Raw genomic sequence first — 18,814 nt, 5'->3', positions numbered from 1 at the left:
CAGGGGGCGCCGGTGTTTCGCGCCCCCGCCGTCCACAGGCACGTCCGGCTGTCGGTGGGGGCGGCTACGGTTTCCCCATGGCTGCCCGTACGAAGACCACCAAGGACCGCCCGTCCTACCGCTGCACTGAATGCGGCTGGCAGACGGCAAAGTGGCTCGGCCGCTGCCCCGAGTGTCAGGCCTGGGGCACGGTCGAGGAGTACGGCGCGCCAGCGGTCCGCACCACGGCGCCGGGCCGCGTCACCACCTCCGCCCTGCCCATCGGTCAGGTCGACGGACGGCAGGCCACCGCCCGCCCCACCGGCGTGGCCGAGCTGGACCGCGTCCTCGGCGGCGGGCTCGTGCCGGGCGCGGTCGTGCTCCTGGCGGGCGAGCCCGGCGTCGGCAAGTCGACCCTGCTGCTGGACGTGGCCGCCAAGTCGGCCAGCGCCGAGCACCGCACCCTGTACGTCACGGGCGAGGAGTCCGCGTCGCAGGTCCGAATGCGCGCCGACCGCATCGGCGCCATCGACGACCACCTGTATCTCGCGGCGGAGACCGATCTGGCGGCCGTCCTCGGCCATTTGGACGCGGTCAAGCCGTCCCTGCTGATCGTGGACTCCGTGCAGACCGTGGCCTCCCCGGAGATCGACGGTGCGCCCGGCGGCATGGCCCAGGTCCGCGAGGTCGCGGGCGCCCTGATCCGCGCCTCCAAGGAACGCGGGATGTCCACGCTGCTGGTGGGCCACGTCACGAAGGACGGCGCGATCGCCGGTCCGCGTCTCCTCGAGCACCTGGTCGACGTCGTCCTGAGTTTCGAGGGCGACCGGCACGCGCGGCTGCGCCTGGTGCGCGGCGTCAAGAACCGTTACGGCGCGACCGACGAGGTCGGCTGCTTCGAACTGCACGACGAGGGCATTACGGGCCTTGCCGACCCGAGCGGACTTTTCCTGACCCGTCGTGACGAACCGGTCCCGGGCACCTGCCTGACGGTCACCCTGGAGGGCCGCCGGCCCCTGGTCGCCGAGGTGCAGGCGCTCACCGTCGACTCCCAGATCCCCTCCCCCCGCCGCACGACGTCCGGTCTGGAGACCTCCCGCGTCTCGATGATGCTGGCCGTCCTGGAGCAGCGCGGCCGGATCAGCGCGCTCGGCAAGCGGGACATCTACTCGGCGACGGTCGGCGGCGTGAAGCTCTCGGAGCCCGCCGCGGACCTGGCCATCGCCCTCGCCCTGGCGTCCGCCGCCAGCGACACCCCGTTGCCCAAGAACCTCGTCGCGATCGGCGAGGTGGGCCTCGCAGGCGAGGTCAGACGGGTCACGGGCGTCCAGCGCAGGCTCGCCGAGGCCCACCGTCTGGGATTCACGCACGCGCTCGTGCCGGGCGATCCCGGCAGGATCCCCGCGGGCATGAAGGTCCTGGAAGTGGCCGACATGGGGGACGCCCTGCGGGTCCTGCCGCGCTCCCGTCGCCGAGACGCCCCACAGGACGCGGAGGACCGCCGGTAGACTTTGCCCTGGTCTCGCCCGTCCGTACGAACGAGTGCGCGAAACGGGGACGCCCCAGACCCCAGTGACCGGAGGAGTGCAGTGGCAGCCAACGACCGGGCGGCAGCTCCCGGAAAGTCCGGTGGGAGTTCCGGTTCCGACGGCCTGATGCGCGCCGCGCTGAGCGCGGTGGCCCCCGGCACGGCCCTGCGCGACGGCCTGGAGAGGATCCTCCGCGGCAACACCGGCGGGCTGATCGTGCTGGGCTCCGACAAGACGGTCGAAGCGATGTGCACGGGCGGGTTCGTCCTGAACGTGGAGTTCGCGGCCACCCGTCTGCGCGAGCTGTGCAAGCTCGACGGCGGCATCGTGGTCTCGTCCGACCTGTCGAAGATCCTCCGGGCCGGCGTCCAGCTCGTGCCCGACCCCATGATCCCCACGGAGGAGACCGGCACCCGGCACCGCACGGCGGACCGGGTCAGCAAGCAGGTCGGCTTCCCGGTCGTCTCGGTCTCGCAGTCCATGCGCCTGATCGCCCTGTACGTCGACGGGCAGCGCCGGGTCCTGGAGGACTCCGCGGCGATCCTGTCCCGCGCGAACCAGGCGCTGGCCACCCTGGAGCGCTACAAACTCCGCCTGGACGAGGTCGCGGGAACGTTGTCAGCGCTGGAGATCGAGGACCTGGTGACGGTCCGGGACGTCTCCGCGGTGGCCCAGCGACTGGAGATGGTGCGCCGTATCGCCACCGAGATCGCCGAATACGTGGTCGAACTGGGCACGGACGGGCGGCTGCTCGCCCTCCAGCTCGACGAGTTGATCGCGGGCGTGGAGCCGGAGCGCGAACTGGTGGTCCGCGACTACGTTCCCGAGCCGACGGCCAAGCGTTCCCGCACGGTCGACGAGGCGCTGCACGAGCTGGACGCGCTCACCCACGCCGAGCTCCTGGAGCTGTCCACGGTCGCCCGCGCGCTGGGCTACACCGGCTCCCCCGAGGCGCTGGACTCGGCGGTCTCCCCGCGCGGCTTCCGTCTGCTGGCGAAGGTGCCGCGTCTTCCGGGGGCCATCATCGACCGTCTCGTGGAGCACTTCAGCAGCCTGCAGAAGCTGCTCGCCGCGAGCGTCGACGACCTCCAGACGGTGGACGGCGTCGGTGAGGCGCGGGCCCGCAGCGTCCGCGAGGGCCTGTCCCGACTGGCCGAGTCCTCGATCCTGGAGCGGTACGTCTAGGCCCACCCGCCCCGGCAGCGCGTGAGCGCGGAGGGGCGTGTCCGCGGGTGGAGCGGGCGCGCGGGTGGAGCGGGCGGTGCGCTCAGTCGTCCTTGAGCACGAACGACGTCTGCGCCTTCGCGAAGCCCGGGGCCTGCGCCTCGAGGAGATACGTGCCGGCCTTGGCCGTCCCGGCCGGCGGAGTGGCGCATGCGGGGGCGCTCGGCTTGCGGTCCCACTTCACGGTGTAGGTGAAGCTCTGACCGGCCGGCACCCGGTACAGCAGGCTCCCGGAGGTCTTGGGGCAGTCCGCGGAGGACCAGTAGTCCTCGTCGTCGGCCGCCTGAGTGATCGTCAGCACCGCCCGCTTCGGGCCGAGATCGACTTTGCAGTCGCTCGCCGAGCTGTTCTTCGCGATCAGCTGGAAGGTCGGCGTCTGGTCGGGCGAGTAGTCGTTACGGATGCTGCGCAGCGTCCATGTCACCGCACCCGCAGTGCAGTTGGGGAGCGTGGTGCCGACAGGCAGCGTCGTGGCCGTGCCGCCGCCACCGCCGGTGCCACCGGCGCCGGTGCCCGCCGCGTTGCCGTCACCGCTGCCGTTGGCGCCGTCGTCGTTGTCGCCGGAACCTGCCGAGCCGCCGTCCGAACCGCCGGAGCCTGCGCCCGCGTCCGCACCCGATCCGCCGGTGGACCCCGGGCTCGACTCGTCGCGTCCGCCCGGGTTCTGGCTGATCGCGGGCCCGGATCCGGACGGCCCGGGCGTGATGGACGGGGCGGGGTTCTTGCCGTTGCCCTTGCCGGCGCCGTTCCGGCCGCCACCCCCGCCCGAGGTCACGACCCACAAGGCCAGCAGCGCCAGCAGGGCGAACACGGACAGCATGACGACCCTCCGTCGCCAGTAGATGGAGGAGGGAAGCGGCCCGACCGGATTGCGCAGAGATCCCACGGCGCAAACTGTACGAGAGATCGTGGTGTTCACCGGCCTCACCCGCCGCTGGGAACACAACTTTTCCGGATCATCATTCCGGAGACCGGTCTCGCGCGCCCCACTTCGGCCCGCGAGGTCACCGCTCATTGACGATCACCCTGCCGCGCCCCGGGCCGCGCCCCCGGCACGTGGGCGCGCAGCGCACTCGCGCCGGTCCCGGCCGAGTGGCGGTGCACACGCGCGCGCCGGTGGGCATGGCAGGATCGGAAGAGCCATGACTGCGCCCACGAAGTCCCCGCACAGCAGCCCCGCCCGGGCCGAAGCCGTCGCCGACGCCCTCGGAGCGGACCTGCACTCCCCCGTGATCGACTGGTTCGACGACCACGCCCGTGACCTGCCCTGGCGACGCCCCGAGGCCGGCGCGTGGGGCGTGATGGTCAGCGAGTTCATGCTCCAGCAGACGCCGGTCAGCCGGGTCCTGCCGGTCTACGAGCAGTGGCTCGCCCGCTGGCCGCGCCCCGCCGACCTGGCCGCCGAGGCTCCGGGAGAGGCGGTCCGCGCGTGGGGGCGGCTCGGCTACCCGCGCCGCGCCCTGCGGCTGCACGGCGCCGCCGTGGCGATAACGGAACGGCACGGCGGCGGCGTGCCGTCCGACCACGCCCACCTGCTCGCGCTGCCCGGCATCGGCGAGTACACGGCCGCGGCCGTCGCCTCCTTCGCGTACGGGCAGCGGCACGCCGTTCTGGACACCAACGTCCGCCGGGTGTTCGCGCGCGCCGTGACGGGCGTTCAGTACCCGCCGAACGCGACCACGGCCGCCGAGCGCAAACTCGCCCGCGCCCTGCTGCCCGACGACGAGACGACGGCCGCGCGCTGGGCCGCCGCGTCGATGGAACTCGGCGCGCTCGTGTGCACGGCCAGGAACGAGACGTGCGTGCGATGCCCGATCGCCGCGCAGTGCGCGTGGCGGCTCGCGGGCAAGCCGGAGCACGACGGGCCGCCGCGCCGCGGTCAGACGTACGCCGGCACCGACCGGCAGGTCAGGGGCAAGCTGCTCGCCGTCCTGCGGGACGCGCACGCGCCCGTGCCGCAGACCGCCCTCGACCGCGTGTGGCACGAGCCGGTGCAACGCGCGCGTGCGCTGGACGGGCTCGTATCGGACGGACTGGTGGAGCCGCTGCCCGACGGGCTGTACCGCCTGCCGCTGAGCTGACTGCCGTTGAGCCGAAGCCGTGAGCTGACCGCCGTTGCCCTGACTGTCGCCTAGCTGACGCATGGTCAGTTCACGGACAACGGCCACCTTCACAGACTTCGTCGAGCCGTGACCGCGCCTGTGTCACACCCAACGAGGGGGCAAAAAGCCTCATAGTTGGACTATCGACCCCGCCCCTCTACCCAGAACTCATTTCCGTTACACAACCGACGGACAGCCGAGCGCTAGCCGCAGGCTGCTTCGGACAGCCCCGTGACAACACCTCCGTAGCTTCGTTTGCGTGCCCACCGAGAACACCGGGCCACCGACCACAGCAGGAACCGGCAGGCGACAGCCCGCCGGAAACGGGGAAAAGACGGAGGAGTTCACCATGGCGCAGGGCGAGGTGCTCGAGTTCGAGGAATACGTCCGCACGCGGCAGGACGCGCTGCTGCGCAGCGCCCGACGTCTGGTCCCGGACCCGGTCGACGCGCAGGACCTCCTGCAGACCGCGCTGGCCCGTACGTACGGCCGCTGGGACGGCATCGCGGACAAGCGCCTCGCGGACGCCTACCTTCGCCGGGTCATGATCAACACGCGCACCGAGTGGTGGCGGGCCCGCAAGCTCGACGAAGTGCCGACCGAGCAGCTCCCGGACGCCCGGGTGGACGACTCCACCGAGCAGCACGCCGACCGCGCCCTGCTGATGGACGCGATGAAAGTACTGGCTCCGAAGCAGCGCAGCGTCGTAGTACTGCGACACTGGGAGCAGATGTCCACGGAGGAGACCGCCGCTGCCCTCGGCATGTCGGCGGGAACGGTCAAGAGCACGCTGCACCGGGCGCTCGCCCGGCTCCGCGAGGAGCTGGAGGCCCGCGATCTGGACGCACGTGCCCTGGAGCGTGAGGAGCGGGAGCGTTGCACGGCGGCCTGACCGACAAGGGCGGTGTCGATGGCCCCGTCGTCCGCCCTGAGGGCGGGCGGCGAGGCGCCGGGGGATCCTTCGACATGCGCCATGGGCCGACACCGGCCCGGGGCGCCATCCAGGCGGCGACCACGGCGATGGCCGTGCTCGCCGCCCTTGCCCTTTTCGTCTCCGCCTGCGCCACCGGCGGCACCGGCGCACGCGACGAGGGGCCGGCGCACGGCGACGCGGTGGCGGGCGCGACGCCCATGCCCCGGGCCGCCGCCTCCGAGAGCCTCGACCAGTCGGACGCGGTCCAGCTCGTCAAGGACGACCCGGCGGTCTCGGCCGAGGTCAAGGGCGAACTCAAGCCCTGCGTGGGCGACGAGTATCCGGTCGACGTCTCCTACGGCAACCTGACCGGCAGTACCGGCGACGACGTCATCGTCAACGTGCTGACCTGCGGTGACGCTGTCGGCGTGGGCTCCTACGTGTACCGCGAGAGCGACGACGGCTACCAGAACGTGTTCAAGGCCGAGGAGCCCCCCGTCTATGCGGAGATAGACAGGGGCGACCTCGTGGTGACCAAGCAGGTGTACGAGAAGGGCGATCCGGTCTCCAGTCCGTCCGGCGAGAACGTGATCACGTACCGCTGGACCTCGGGCCGCTTCATGAAGGAGTACAGCTGGCACAACGACTACAGCAGCGTCGTCGGCGGGAATCCGACCCCGGTGCCGGAGACCAGCTGACCCGCACGGAAGCGGGCGATCAAAAAAATCTTCGTCCGGCGTGAACCGATCGGGCTGCCCGGTGCGATCAATGAGTGGACGGGCAAGGCGGCGGCACGGGAAATGAACGCTCGCCGTGCTCCGTGCGTCCCTCCAAGGGGCGCTCCGACAGGATCCCGACAGCAGCACGAGACCGCATACGAGAACTGAGAGCACCGGGATGGCAGACCAGACCCACGTCCTGTTCGTCGAGGACGACGACGTCATCCGCGAAGCCACCCAGCTCGCCCTGGAGCGGGACGGCTTCGCGGTCACCGCGATGCCCGACGGCCTCTCCGGCCTGGAGGCGTTCCGGGCCGACCGCCCCGACATCGCCCTGCTGGACGTGATGGTGCCCGGCCTGGACGGCGTGAGCCTGTGCCGGCGCATCCGCGACGAGTCCACGGTGCCGGTGATCATGCTGTCGGCGCGCGCCGACTCCATCGACGTGGTCCTGGGCCTGGAGGCCGGCGCGGACGACTACGTGACCAAGCCGTTCGACGGAGCGGTGCTGGTCGCGCGGATCCGCGCCGTGCTGCGCCGCTTCGGTCACGCGGGCGGCGGCGACCGCTCCGCGCCCGAAGCCACCGCCGACGGGGGTGTGCTGACCTTCGGTGACCTGGAGATCGACACCGAGGGCATGGAGGTGCGCCGGGCCGGACAGCCGGTGGCGCTGACGCCCACCGAGATGCGGCTGCTGCTGGAGTTCTCCTCCGCTCCGGGCACCGTCCTCTCCCGCGACAAACTGCTGGAGCGGGTGTGGGACTACGGCTGGGGCGGCGACACCCGGGTCGTCGACGTCCATGTACAGCGGTTGCGAACGAAAATCGGTCAGGACCGCATCGAGACGGTCCGCGGCTTCGGCTACAAGCTGAAGGCATGAGCGGAGCGGGGACAGGGATATGCGGGGGATGATCGAGCGCCTGATGCCGGCGCGCGCAGCGGGCGCGGGCATGCGCACGGGGCTGCGATGGAAGCTGAGTGCGGCGATCGCGCTGGTCGGCGCGCTGGTGGCGGTCGCCCTCAGCCTCGTCGTGCACAACGCCGCGCGCGTGTCCATGTTGGACAACGCCCGCGACCTCGCCGACGAGCGGGTGCAGATCGCCCAACGCAACTACGAGCAGTCCGGGCGGCTGAACTTCCCCAACATCAAGATCGACGACCCCGGTCTGCCGACGTCGCTGCGGCACAAGATGCAGGAGGGGCGCCGGGCCACGTTCGTCTCCGACCGTACCGGCGGAGTGCCCGACATCTGGGCCGCCGTGCCGGTCAAGGACGGGCACGTGCTGTCCCTGCACACCGGGTTCACCGACCGCAGCACGGACATCCTGAACGACCTCGACCAGGCTCTGGTGATCGGTTCCATCGCGGTCGTCTTCGGCGGCAGCGCGCTCGGGGTGCTCATCGGCGGGCAGCTCTCGCGCCGGCTGCGCAAAGCGGCGGCCGCGGCCAACCAGGTCGCCAGGGGCGAGTCGGACGTCCGCGTCCGGGACGCCATCGGCGGGGTCGTACGGGACGAGACCGACGACCTGGCGAGAGCCGTCGACGCCATGGCGGACACGCTGCAGGAACGGCTGGAGGCCGAGCGCCGGGTCACCGCGGACATCGCGCACGAGCTGCGCACCCCGGTGACGGGACTGCTGACGGCCGCCGAGCTGCTGCCGCCCGGCCGGCCGACGGAGCTGGTCCTGGACCGGGCGAAGGCCATGCGCACCCTCGTGGAGGACGTGCTGGAGGTGGCCCGTCTCGACGGCGCCTCGGAACGGGCCGAGCTGCAGGACATCATCCTGGGCGAGTTCGTGGCCCGGCGGGTGGCGGCCAAGGACCCGGAGGTCGAGGTGCGGGTCGTGCACGAGTCGGTGGTCACGACCGACCCCCGCCGCCTGGAGCGGGTCCTGTTCAACCTGCTGGCCAACGCCGCCCGGCACGGCAAGCCGCCGATCCAGGTCAGCGTCGAGGGGCGGGTCATCCGGGTCCGCGATCACGGCCCCGGTTTCCCGGAGGACCTGCTCGCCGAGGGCCCGAGCCGGTTCCGCACCGGAAGCATCGACCGCGCCGGGCACGGGCACGGGCTCGGCCTCACCATCGCGGCCGGCCAGGCCCGCGTCCTGGGCGCCCGACTGACGTTCCGCAACGTGCGACCCGCCGGAACCGCGGAGCACATACCCTCCGAGGGCGCCGTCGCCGTCCTGTGGCTGCCCGAGCACGCGCCGACCAACACGGGCAGCTACCCGGTGATGCCGTAGCGACCGTGGCCCGCGGTCGTCCGGGTCGATCCGCGGAGGCCCGCGAAACCGTGCCGACCCAACAGGCCTCACGGGCCCGGCTGCCGGATGGGCCGGGTGCCGGATGGGCCCGACAGCCAGACGGCCAGACGAGCCGCCGGTGGGACGCGACAGCCAGATGAGCCCGACCGGACGAGCCCGGCTGCCGGAGGGACCCGATGGCCGGACGGGTCCGACAGCCGTAGGCACGACGGCCGGTAGACATCACGGCTGGTAGGCACCACGGCCGGTAGGCACCACGGCCGGTAGGCACCACGGCCGGTAGGCACCACGGCCGGGCAGGTGGGCCCATGGGGAAGGCCCCCCGGGGCGGACACCGCCGGGAGGCCTTCGGTCGTCGTGGCCGGGTCAGACGGCCTCGACCACGGGCGGCTGAGGGGCCGTGGCGGCGGCCGGGGCATCGGCCTTCTGCGGTCCGGCACCCTTCAGCGGGACTTCCTTGACGAACACCGCCGCCGCCAGCGCGCCCACCGCCACGACAGCGCCCAACAGGAACGCCGAGTGCGTGCCGGCCGACACCGCGTGCTGGTAGGCCTCACGGGCCGCAGCGGGAAGCTTCGCCAGGCTGGCCGCGTCCAGCTGGGCGGACTGCTCGGTGACCTTCGAACCCAGCGCGCCGGCCCGCTCGGTCATGACGTCCTGGACCCGGTTGTTGAACAGGGCGCCCATGATCGCGACGCCGAACGACGAGCCGAGCGTACGGAAGAGGGTGGTGGACGAGGACGCGACGCCCATGTCCTTCATCTCGACGCTGTTCTGGGCGACCAGCATCGTGATCTGCATCAGGCAGCCCATGCCGAGGCCGACGACGGCCATGAACACCCCGGAGGTGAAGCGGCTGGTCCCGGTGTCCATCGTCGACAGCAGGTACAGGCCGATCACCATGAGGGCGCTGCCGACGACCGGGAAGACGTAGTACCTGCCGCTGTTCGTGGTGACCCGGCCCGCGACCATCGAGGTGACGAGCATCGCGCCGAGCATGGGCAGGAGCAGCAGGCCCGAGTTGGTCGCGGAGGCGCCCTGCACCGACTGCTGGTAGAGCGGCAGGAAGAGCGTGGCGCCGAACATCACGAAGCCGGTGATGAAGCCGATGAGCGACATCAGGGTGAAGTTGCGGCTGCGGAAGATGTGCAGCGGGACGATCGGCTCGGCCGCCCTGGTCTGCCAGAACACGAACCCGATGAGCGAGGCGACGCCGATCCCGATGAGCTCCATGATCCGCGCGGACGTCCACGCGTACTCCGTGCCGCCCCAGGTGGTGACCAGGACGATGGAGGTGATGCCGACGGTCAGCAGCGTCGCGCCCAGGTAGTCGATCCTCGACTGCGACCGCTTCTTCGGCAGGTGCAGGACGGTGCTGATGAGGGCCAGCGAGACCACGCCCAGCGGCAGGTTGATGTAGAAGGACCAGCGCCAGCCCCAGTTGTCGGTGATGGTGCCGCCGACCAGCGGGCCGCCGATCATCGCGAGCGCCATGACGCCGGCCATCATGCCCTGGTACTTGCCGCGTTCCCGGGGCGGGATCAGGTCGCCGATGATCGCCATGACGCCGACCATCAGACCGCCCGCGCCGAGGCCCTGGACCGCGCGGAAGCCGATCAGTTCGCCCATGTTCTGGGCCATGCCGCTCATCGCGGACCCGATGAGGAAGATGACGATCGACGACATGAAGGCGCCCTTGCGCCCGTACATGTCGCCGATCTTGCCCCAGATCGGGGTGGAGGCGGCGGTGGCGAGGGTGTACGAGGTGACCACCCACGAGAGGTGTTCGAGACCTCCCAGCTCGCCGACGATCGTCGGCATCGCCGTGCCCACGATCATGTTGTCGAGCATCGCGAGCATCATCGTGATCATGAGTGCGAGCAGGACGACCCGCACGCTCCTGGGCTGCTTCCCGGCTTCCGTCTCGGTTGTCTGCGTGTCCGCCATCTTTCCCACTCCCCTGGGCCACTCACCGACGGCCACTTACTTGCCGACCGGCTAGTTCAGTACACTGGGGAAGGTAGACCTGCAACTAGCCGGGCGTCAAGTAAGTTTCTTGCGACGGGCCGGTCGGACGGTACCTGGCTCTTCGCGGGAGCCCGAGAAGTACGAGGACGGACGTCACCATGGACGGCACCAAGCAGCAACGTCGCGGCAACACCCGCCAGCGCATCCAGGACGTGGCACTCGAACTCTTCGCCGAACAGGGCTACGAGAAGACCTCGCTGCGCGAGATCGCGGAGCGCCTGGAGGTCACCAAGGCGGCCTTGTACTACCACTTCAAGACCAAGGAAGAGATCACCGTCAGCATCTTCACGGATCTGACGAAGCCGATCGAGGACCTGATCGAGTGGGGCCGGAGCCAGCCGCAGACCCTGGAGACCAAGCACGAACTCGTGCGCCGTTACAGCCAGGCGCTCTCCGAGGCGGCCCCGCTCTTCCGCTTCATGCAGGAGAACCAGGCGACGGTGCGCGAGCTCCAGATCGGCGACTCGTTCAAGGACCGCATGCGGAGCCTGCGCGACATCATCATCGACCCTCAAGCCCCGCTGACCGACCAGGTCCGCTGCGTGAGCGCCATCTTCACGCTGCACGCCGGCATGTTCTTCCTGCAGGACCTCGAAGGCGACCCCGAGGAGAAGCGGCAAGCCGTCCTCGAGGTCGCCGTCGATCTGGTGACCCAGGCGCACCAGGGCGCCTGATCACGCCGGCGTCAGACCTTCACGCCCTTGGAGTGCAGGAAGGTGACCGGGTTGATCGCCGAACCGTAGTTGGCGGTCGTACGGATCTCGAAGTGCAGGTGCGGACCGCTGGAGTTGCCGGTGCTGCCGGACAGCGCGATCTTCTGGCCGGTCTTCACGACCTGGCCGATCTTCACGTCGATGCGCGAGAGGTGGGCGTACTGCGAGTAGACACCGTTCGCGTGCTTGATCACGACGGCGTTGCCGTAGGCCGGGCCGTCGCCGGCGCCGTTGCCGCCGGCCTTCACCACGGTGCCGCCGTGCGCGGCCATGACCTTGGTGCCGCTCGGCACGGCGAAGTCCTGACCGCTGTGGGTGGACTGCCACATCTTGCCGGCCTGGGCGAACCCGGCGGACAGCGTGTACTTCTTCACCGGGTCTATCCAGGAGGCCGACACGGCCTTCTTGGCGGCGGCGGACACGGCGGCGGGCGCAGCGGCGGGGGCGGCGGCGGACGCCACTCCGGTCCCCAGCACGACCGAGGCGCCCACTGCGGCGGCCCCGACGGCCACGCGGGTGCGGAGCAGGGACGTACGGGAAGAACGGAACGTGACGCGCTGGAACATGAAGACCTCGTGAGGGAAGGGGACAGAAGAAACCACCCGGCGTGAACGTCCGCCGCAGTGGCCATCCCTTGGTAACCCCGAGGCCCACACGGGCTCAAACGTGTGATGTACGACGGAAGCTAGTACTTCACCCCAAAACTTCCCACTTGTTGACAGAGCGCGCCTTCCGGACACTTTCGACAACACCCCAGCCGGAGGCCGCGGCGGAGTCTCGAACTCTCGAGTCGATGTCCTTTTTGTCGCGTTTCGCGCTATGACTATCCGCCCTAGTAGGGCCCAAATCGCCTGTGCGGCTTGTCACCGGCCGCCCACCTCAAGGCACTTCGGAATGTGACGGCGGCTACTCCCGCGCCCTGCAGGGCACTTGTGACCCCGGTCACGTTCGCATGCAAGGGTCTGTGACGGGCCTCTCAGTCGGCTCTACCGTCCAGTAACCCGCTGGTTTCCCCCGGTAACCCCTTGGTTCCCCCGTAAGTCATCCCCACCGATGAGCATGCCCACGACACCGGCAGCGCAAGGACGCGAGAGGACCCCACACATGACCAGAGGCACCTGGAAGCGCCGCATCGCCATGACCGCCGTCGCCACGGCCGCCGCCACGGCCCTGGCCGTTCCGGTCGGAGCCCAGGCCGCGACGGCCGGCGGCGCCTCCACCGCCACTGCCACCGCCTCGGCAGCCGCCGCGGAGGCCGTCGACTACGCGACCTGGCAGCAGGACTGCCGAACGCTGATGGACCAGGCGCTGCCGGCGCTGAAGCAGCGGATCGCCGCCGCCAAGCCGGGCGAGAAGCAGGCGATCGTGTTCGACATCGACAACACCACCCTGGAGTCCGACTTCGGCTTCAGCTACCCGGCGCCGGCCAACAAGCCCGTCCTCGAGGTGGCCAAGTACGCCCAGGAGCACGGCGTCTCCCTGTTCTTCGTCACCGCCCGCCCGGGCATCATCTCCGGGGTGACCGACTACAACCTCAAGACCGTCGGCTACAAGGTCTCCGGGCTGTACGTACGCGGCTTCCTCGACCTCTTCAAGGACGTCGCCGCCTACAAGACCGCACAGCGCGTCACCATCGAGTCCAAGGGCTACACGATCATCGCGAACATCGGCAACAGCGCCACCGACCTCTCCGGCGGCCACGCCGAGACGACGTACAAGCTGCCCGACTACAACGGCCAGCTGTCGTAGGAGCGCATGCGAAAGGGGCCGGTGCTGTGCAGCACCGGCCCCTTTCGCGGGCTCGACCCCTGGTGGGTCAGGCGTCCTTGCTCAGGTTCGGTCCGGCGCCGCCGGCCGCCTGCTCGATCGGCGGGACGTCGGGCAGCGCCGACTTCTCCTCGCCGCGGAAGGTGAAGGTCTTGGTGTCACCCTCGCCCTCGGTGTCCACGACCACGATGTGACCGGGGCGCAGCTCGCCGAAGAGGATCTTCTCCGACAGCGTGTCCTCGATCTCGCGCTGGATCGTGCGACGCAGCGGCCGCGCGCCCAGCACCGGGTCGTAACCCTTCTTGGACAGCAGCTCCTTGGCGGACTGGGAGAGCTCGATGCCCATGTCCCGGTCCTTGAGCCGCTCGTCGACCTTGCCGACCATCAGGTCGACGATCTTGAGGATGTCCTCCTGCGTGAGCTGCGGGAAGACGACCACGTCGTCGACGCGGTTGAGGAACTCGGGGCGGAAGTGCTGCTTGAGCTCGTCCGACACCTTGTTCTTCATGCGCTCGTAGTTGGTCTTCGAGTCGCCCGAGGCCGCGAAGCCCAGGTTGAAGCCCTTGGAGATGTCCCGGGTGCCGAGGTTGGTCGTCATGATGATGACCGTGTTCTTGAAGTCCACGACCCGGCCCTGGGAGTCGGTCAGGCGACCGTCCTCCAGGATCTGCAACAGCGAGTTGAAGATGTCCGGGTGGGCCTTCTCGACCTCGTCGAAGAGGACGACGGAGAACGGCTTGCGGCGGACCTTCTCGGTCAGCTGGCCGCCCTCTTCGTAGCCCACGTATCCGGGCGGGGAGCCGAAGAGCCGCGAGACTGTGTGCTTCTCGCTGAACTCCGACATGTCGAGGGAGATCAGCGCGTCCTCGTCGCCGAAGAGGAACTCGGCGAGCGCCTTGGACAGCTCGGTCTTACCGACACCGGACGGGCCGGCGAAGATGAACGAGCCACCGGGACGCTTCGGGTCCTTCAGACCGGCACGCGTACGGCGGATCGCCTTCGACAGCGCCTTGACGGCGTCGACCTGGCCGATGACCCGCTTGTGGAGCTCGTCCTCCATGCGCAGCAGACGCGAGGACTCCTCCTCGGTCAGCTTGAAGACCGGGATGCCGGTGGCCGTCGCGAGGACCTCGGCGATCAGCTCGCCGTCGACCTCGGCCACGACGTCCATGTCGCCGGCCTTCCACTCCTTCTCCCGCTTGGCCTTGGCGGCGAGGAGCTGCTTCTCTTTGTCGCGCAGCGAGGCGGCCTTCTCGAAGTCCTGCGAGTCGATCGCGGACTCCTTGTCGCGGCGGACGCCGGCGATCTTCTCGTCGAACTCGCGGAGGTCCGGCGGAGCGGTCATCCGGCGGATGCGCATCCGGGAGCCGGCCTCGTCGATCAGGTCGATCGCCTTGTCCGGCAGGAAGCGGTCCGAGATGTACCGGTCGGCCAGGGTGGCGGCCTGGACCAGCGCCTCGTCGGTGATCGAGACGCGGTGGTGGGCCTCGTACCGGTCCCGCAGACCCTTGAGGATCTCGATCGTGTGCGGCAGGGACGGCTCGGCGACCTGGATGGGCTGGAAGCGGCGCTCGAGGGCCGCGTCCTTCTCCAGGTGCTTGCGGTACTCGTCCAGCGTGGTGGCGCCGATGGTCTGCAGCTCACCGCGGGCCAGCATCGGCTTCAGGATCGAGGCGGCGTCGATGGCTCCCTCGGCGGCACCCGCACCGACCAGCGTGTGCAGCTCGTCGATGAACAGGATGATGTCGCCGCGGGTGCGGATCTCCTTGAGGACCTTCTTCAGGCGCTCCTCGAAGTCACCGCGGTAGCGGGAGCCGGCGACCAGCGCGCCGAGGTCCAGGGTGTAGAGGTGCTTGTCCTTGAGGGTCTCGGGCACCTCGCCCTTGACGATGGCCTGGGCGAGGCCCTCGACGACGGCGGTCTTGCCGACGCCGGGCTCGCCGATGAGCACCGGGTTGTTCTTGGTGCGGCGGGACAGCACCTGCATGACCCGCTCGATCTCCTTCTCGCGCCCGATGACCGGGTCGAGCTTGGACTCACGAGCGGCCTGGGTGAGGTTCCGGCCGAACTGGTCGAGGACCAGGGACGTCGAGGGCGTGCCCTCGGCAGGACCGCCACTGGCGCCGGCGGTCTCCTTGCCCTGGTAGCCGGAGAGCAGCTGGATGACCTGCTGCCGCACCCGGTTGAGGTCGGCGCCCAGCTTGACCAGGACCTGGGCGGCGACGCCCTCGCCCTCGCGGATCAGGCCGAGCAGGATGTGTTCCGTGCCGATGTAGTTGTGGCCCAGCTGAAGCGCCTCGCGGAGCGACAGCTCCAGGACCTTCTTGGCACGGGGGGTGAAGGGGATGTGCCCGGACGGGGCCTGCTGCCCCTGCCCGATGATCTCCTCCACCTGCTGGCGGACCGCCTCGAGCGAAATCCCGAGGCTCTCAAGGGCCTTGGCGGCGACACCCTCACCCTCGTGGATCAGGCCCAGGAGGATGTGCTCGGTGCCGATGTAGTTGTGGTTGAGCATCCGGGCTTCTTCCTGAGCCAGGACGACAACCCGCCGCGCGCGGTCGGTGAACCTCTCGAACATCGTTAATCGCTCCTCAGAGCGGTCAGGCAGTGGGGGGAACTTCCCCTCCCTGTCCTTCCGCAGCTTAGTCCCGCAAGCGGGGACCGCTCATTCCAACTGCCGACACCGTCGATGGCCTCCTGACCCCGAACGCCGACATCTGCTCCAACCCGATGGTGCGAGACGATGTTCCCGCAGGCCAGGCAGATACCCCAGTCGCCAGTACGCCGATGGCGAACGTGAGACGTGCCGTGCCTGCGTGTCGCCCCCTCCCACTAGGGATGTCTTACCCGTCGGGACTGACACTCCATGCCGGGGGCACCGGTTCCCTCCGCTACGGGCGAACAACCTTGCGCCTCGCGACACCCCGCCTCGCCCCGATCGGCGAAACGGTGCGCAGTCAAGGAAACACCCAGCGTAACTCGGGGGCCTTTCGGACGGTTGCACTTGGCATGGTTGGCCCAGTTCCCTCGTCGAACCCCCCGGCGGCCCGCTCGGCCCGCTCGGCCCGCTCCTCACCGCCCACCGTTCCCCTCCCTCGACGGCCCTGGGATCCGGCCGACCGGATCCGTGGCTGGTACGAGAACGAACTGGGCTGGGCGACCGTGCCCGGGGAACCGCTCCGGCTTTCGACCGGCGGGCGCTTCGACGTCCTGGACGTCCCGGCCGAGGCGGGGCTCACGGCGCTCCGGCACCTCGCGCCGGCCTCGCCGGTGGCCGTGCGGGGCGACCGGATGCTGCTGCTGGTGGCAGCCGGCTGCGCGGAGGAGGTGCCGGGGATCCTGGAGTGGCTGGAGTGGGGCGCGCTGCCCCTGGACCTGACGGCGCTCGGGGCCGGCGGCCTCATCGAGGCGCCGTGGCCTGCGGACCGGACTCCGGACTGCGCCACCGGGTCGGACCGCGGGCCGGTGCAGGGGGCCGCCGTGTGGTTGCGGCCCCCCGTTGCAGGGTGCGAGGTCGAGGCCTCGCTGCCGACCATGTCGGCACTGGGAGGCGTGGGAACCGCCCCCGATCTCGTACGGCTGGTGGACACGCTGGCGACGCAATGCCACCGTGTCCGACTGCTGGGCGCGTGCGCTCAGCCGTTGGCCTTCTCGTAGGCCTCGCGAATGGTCGCCGGAACACGGCCACGGTCATTGACCTCGAAACCGTTCTCCTTCGCCCACGCGCGGATCTGGGCGGTGTCCTGGCTTCCGCCGGAAGCGGCACGCGCCTTTCCACGCCCACCCGCGGCACGGCCGCCGGTACGCCGGCCGCCCTTCACGTAGGGCTCGAGAAGTCCACGCAGCTTGTCCGCATTGCTGGTCGTGAGATCGATCTCGTAGGTCTTGCCGTCCAGCGCGAACGTCACGGTCTCGTCCGCCTCGCCGCCGTCGAGGTCATCGACAAGAAGGACCTGAACCTTCTGTGCCACCGGATTTCCTTTCATCGAAAACGTGAGGGTCGGGGGTCCGCGGCGTCCGCCGTTTAGCCGCGCCCTCTTATATGCAGTACTGCAGTACGTCGGAAAGCAAACCGCTTTTGCTGGGAAAACACAAACCCTCGGCCAAGGCTGACGGCCCGCCCGCCGACCGGAAACGTGCGCGTTTCGGACATAGGGAACCCGGGCATGGCGGGTCGGCGGGAATGGCGGCGACGATCACAGATGCAGAAGCATCCGGCTGTTGCCCAAGGTGTTCGGTTTCACTCGTTCGAGTCCGAGGAACTCCGCGACGCCCTCGTCATAGGAACGCAGCAGCTCTGCGTAGACATCGGTGTCGACCGGCGTCTCACCGATCTCCACGAACCCGTGCTTGGCGAAGAAGTCCACTTCGAAGGTGAGGCAGAAAACCCGGCGAACGCCGAGCCAGCGTGCGGTGTGGAGCAACTTCTCCAACAACCGGTGCCCGACGCCGGCGCCCTTCAGCCCGGGCTTCACCGCGAGAGTCCGCACTTCCGCCAGGTCTTCCCACATGACGTGCAGGGCGCCGCAGCCGACCACCTCGGCGTTGTCGTCGCGTTCGGCGACCCAGAACTCCTGGATGTCCTCGTAAAGAGTGACCGTCGCTTTGTCGAGCAGGATCCCGCCGCGGACGTAGGCGTCGAGGAGACGGCGCACGACGGGGACATCACCGGTCCGGGCCCGCCGGACGGTGATGGCTTTAGCGGTGACTTCGGGGTTCTCGGCCGAGGGACTCTCTGCTGACATGTACGGACGCTATCGCCCGTCGCGCTCCGTCGCCGAGGCGGGGTTCTCCGCGGCGCCGCCCTTACCGGCCTCGGTCTGCGCACTCGGTGCGCCGGACGGACTCGGCGTTGTTGCGGGTTCTGCGGTTTCCGGGCCTTGGACCATGCGCACGGCGTCGCTCAGCGCGCGCCGCTGTTCGTCGCTCATCATCCCGAAGAAGGCGACGAGAGCGGCGGCGGGGTTGTCGCTCTGCGCCCAGGCGTCGTTCATCAGGGCGGCGGCGTAGGCGGCCCGGGTGGAGACCGCCTCATATCGATAGGCCCGGCCTTCCGCTTCCCGGCGCACCCAGCCCTTCTGATGGAGATTGTCCAAAACGGTCATCACGGTGGTGTACGCGATGGACCGTTCCTGCTGAAGGTCTTCCAGGACTTCTCGAACGGTGACCGGGCGGTTCCACTTCCACACCCGCGTCATGACCGCGTCTTCGAGTTCTCCCAATGGGCGAGGCACAGCTCAGAACAATAGTGGGAGATCACACCAATCGCGTGCCGGACGTGCGCTTTCGCCGACAAACAGCAACAAAAAGGGCGCGTGGCTCCGGAAGGAGCCACGCGCCTCGGGAGGGCGGCGGAGCGCCGAGGGGGCGGTCAGGCCTCCGGGCTCACGGAGGCCTGGCGGGCCCCCTCCGCGCGCGCGAGGGCGGCGTCGACGGCCGCGTCCTCCTTGGCCTTGTTGGCACCGCCCTGGGTCTTCACGATCACCCTGATCAGGCCGATGAAGAACACCGCCATGACGACGGGGGGCAGCAACGCGGAGACGTAGTCCATGGAACCAGGGTAGCCAGGGAGGAAC

The 18,814-nt window shown here is 69.8% G+C and carries 18 protein-coding genes; 10 read left to right on the top strand and 8 right to left on the bottom strand.

The features are described 5' to 3' along the window. Positions 1-77 precede the first annotated feature (77 nt). Both radA and disA read left to right on the top strand, forming a co-directional pair. Positions 78-1,487, top strand: a complete 1,410-nt coding sequence (gene radA, locus QF032_RS22555) for a DNA repair protein RadA (RefSeq protein WP_307045161.1) — start codon at positions 78-80, stop codon at positions 1,485-1,487. A gap of 81 nt (positions 1,488-1,568) precedes the next feature. Further along, positions 1,569-2,693, top strand: coding sequence for a DNA integrity scanning diadenylate cyclase DisA (gene disA / locus QF032_RS22550; protein ID WP_057577693.1), 1,125 nt, complete (start codon positions 1,569-1,571; stop codon positions 2,691-2,693). A gap of 82 nt (positions 2,694-2,775) precedes the next feature. Here the strand turns inward: disA and QF032_RS22545 are convergent, their stop codons facing one another. Next, positions 2,776-3,618 carry a hypothetical protein gene (locus QF032_RS22545; RefSeq protein WP_307045159.1) on the bottom strand — a complete coding sequence of 281 codons (843 nt, stop codon included), beginning with the start codon at positions 3,616-3,618 and terminating at the stop codon, positions 2,776-2,778. Positions 3,619-3,874: 256 nt separating this feature from the next. Here QF032_RS22545 and QF032_RS22540 point away from each other — a divergent pair, with 256 nt between their 5' ends. From QF032_RS22540 to cseC, 5 genes are all read left to right on the top strand, one after another. After that, complete coding sequence (locus QF032_RS22540) at positions 3,875-4,813, top strand: A/G-specific adenine glycosylase (RefSeq protein ID WP_307057245.1); 939 nt, start codon at positions 3,875-3,877, stop codon at positions 4,811-4,813. A gap of 370 nt (positions 4,814-5,183) precedes the next feature. After that, on the top strand, positions 5,184-5,726 hold the full coding sequence (locus QF032_RS22535) for a SigE family RNA polymerase sigma factor (protein WP_057577696.1): 543 nt from the start codon (positions 5,184-5,186) through the stop codon (positions 5,724-5,726). A gap of 74 nt (positions 5,727-5,800) precedes the next feature. Beyond that, positions 5,801-6,445 carry a hypothetical protein gene (locus QF032_RS22530; protein WP_307045155.1) on the top strand — a complete coding sequence of 215 codons (645 nt, stop codon included), beginning with the start codon at positions 5,801-5,803 and terminating at the stop codon, positions 6,443-6,445. Positions 6,446-6,644: 199 nt separating this feature from the next. Continuing rightward, positions 6,645-7,346, top strand: a complete 702-nt coding sequence (cseB, locus tag QF032_RS22525; RefSeq protein WP_307045153.1) for a two-component system response regulator CseB — start codon at positions 6,645-6,647, stop codon at positions 7,344-7,346. Positions 7,347-7,374: 28 nt separating this feature from the next. Next, complete coding sequence (cseC, locus tag QF032_RS22520) at positions 7,375-8,709, top strand: two-component system sensor histidine kinase CseC (protein ID WP_307045151.1); 1,335 nt, start codon at positions 7,375-7,377, stop codon at positions 8,707-8,709. A gap of 387 nt (positions 8,710-9,096) precedes the next feature. Here cseC and QF032_RS22515 read toward each other — a convergent pair whose 3' ends face one another. Continuing rightward, positions 9,097-10,677 carry an MDR family MFS transporter gene (locus QF032_RS22515; protein ID WP_307045150.1) on the bottom strand — a complete coding sequence of 527 codons (1,581 nt, stop codon included), beginning with the start codon at positions 10,675-10,677 and terminating at the stop codon, positions 9,097-9,099. Between the two features lie 179 nt (positions 10,678-10,856). Between QF032_RS22515 and QF032_RS22510 the strand changes: the two genes are divergently transcribed. Then, the gene (locus QF032_RS22510) at positions 10,857-11,432 is read left to right on the top strand and encodes a TetR/AcrR family transcriptional regulator (RefSeq protein ID WP_307045145.1); all 576 of its coding nucleotides are present in this window, start codon (positions 10,857-10,859) and stop codon (positions 11,430-11,432) included. 11 nt (positions 11,433-11,443) lie between these two features. Here the strand turns inward: QF032_RS22510 and QF032_RS22505 are convergent, their stop codons facing one another. Next, a complete protein-coding gene (locus QF032_RS22505) occupies positions 11,444-12,037 on the bottom strand; it encodes a M23 family metallopeptidase (RefSeq protein WP_307045142.1) in 594 nt (197 codons plus the stop codon). Between the two features lie 538 nt (positions 12,038-12,575). Between QF032_RS22505 and QF032_RS22500 the strand changes: the two genes are divergently transcribed. Next, complete coding sequence (locus QF032_RS22500) at positions 12,576-13,220, top strand: HAD family acid phosphatase (RefSeq protein WP_307045139.1); 645 nt, start codon at positions 12,576-12,578, stop codon at positions 13,218-13,220. A 67-nt stretch (positions 13,221-13,287) separates the two neighbouring features. Here QF032_RS22500 and QF032_RS22495 read toward each other — a convergent pair whose 3' ends face one another. Next, positions 13,288-15,816, bottom strand: coding sequence for an ATP-dependent Clp protease ATP-binding subunit (locus tag QF032_RS22495; protein ID WP_107442612.1), 2,529 nt, complete (start codon positions 15,814-15,816; stop codon positions 13,288-13,290). Between the two features lie 431 nt (positions 15,817-16,247). Between QF032_RS22495 and QF032_RS22490 the strand changes: the two genes are divergently transcribed. Continuing rightward, positions 16,248-16,895: an SCO3374 family protein gene (locus tag QF032_RS22490; protein ID WP_307057243.1), complete on the top strand. Its 648-nt coding sequence runs from the start codon at positions 16,248-16,250 to the stop codon at positions 16,893-16,895. Here QF032_RS22490 and QF032_RS22485 read toward each other — a convergent pair. From QF032_RS22485 to QF032_RS22470, 4 genes are all read right to left on the bottom strand, one after another. Further along, the gene (locus QF032_RS22485) at positions 16,874-17,209 is read right to left on the bottom strand and encodes a histone-like nucleoid-structuring protein Lsr2 (RefSeq protein WP_307045135.1); all 336 of its coding nucleotides are present in this window, start codon (positions 17,207-17,209) and stop codon (positions 16,874-16,876) included. The two genes, QF032_RS22490 and QF032_RS22485, sit on opposite strands and share 22 nt — an antisense overlap. 225 nt (positions 17,210-17,434) lie before the next feature. Beyond that, complete coding sequence (locus QF032_RS22480) at positions 17,435-17,983, bottom strand: amino-acid N-acetyltransferase (RefSeq protein WP_306949956.1); 549 nt, start codon at positions 17,981-17,983, stop codon at positions 17,435-17,437. 9 nt (positions 17,984-17,992) lie between these two features. Next, positions 17,993-18,460, bottom strand: coding sequence for a BlaI/MecI/CopY family transcriptional regulator (locus QF032_RS22475; protein ID WP_307057241.1), 468 nt, complete (start codon positions 18,458-18,460; stop codon positions 17,993-17,995). A 149-nt stretch (positions 18,461-18,609) separates the two neighbouring features. Further along, entirely contained in the window at positions 18,610-18,789 is a 180-nt protein-coding gene (locus QF032_RS22470; RefSeq protein WP_307045131.1) for a hypothetical protein, read from the bottom strand. Positions 18,790-18,814 lie beyond the last annotated feature (25 nt).

This window comes from Streptomyces achromogenes (genome assembly GCF_030816715.1).
Lineage (GTDB): Bacteria > Actinomycetota > Actinomycetes > Streptomycetales > Streptomycetaceae > Streptomyces > Streptomyces achromogenes_A.
The sequence above is the reverse complement of the archived record's forward strand: the minus strand, read 5'-3'. Positions and strand labels throughout refer to the sequence as shown.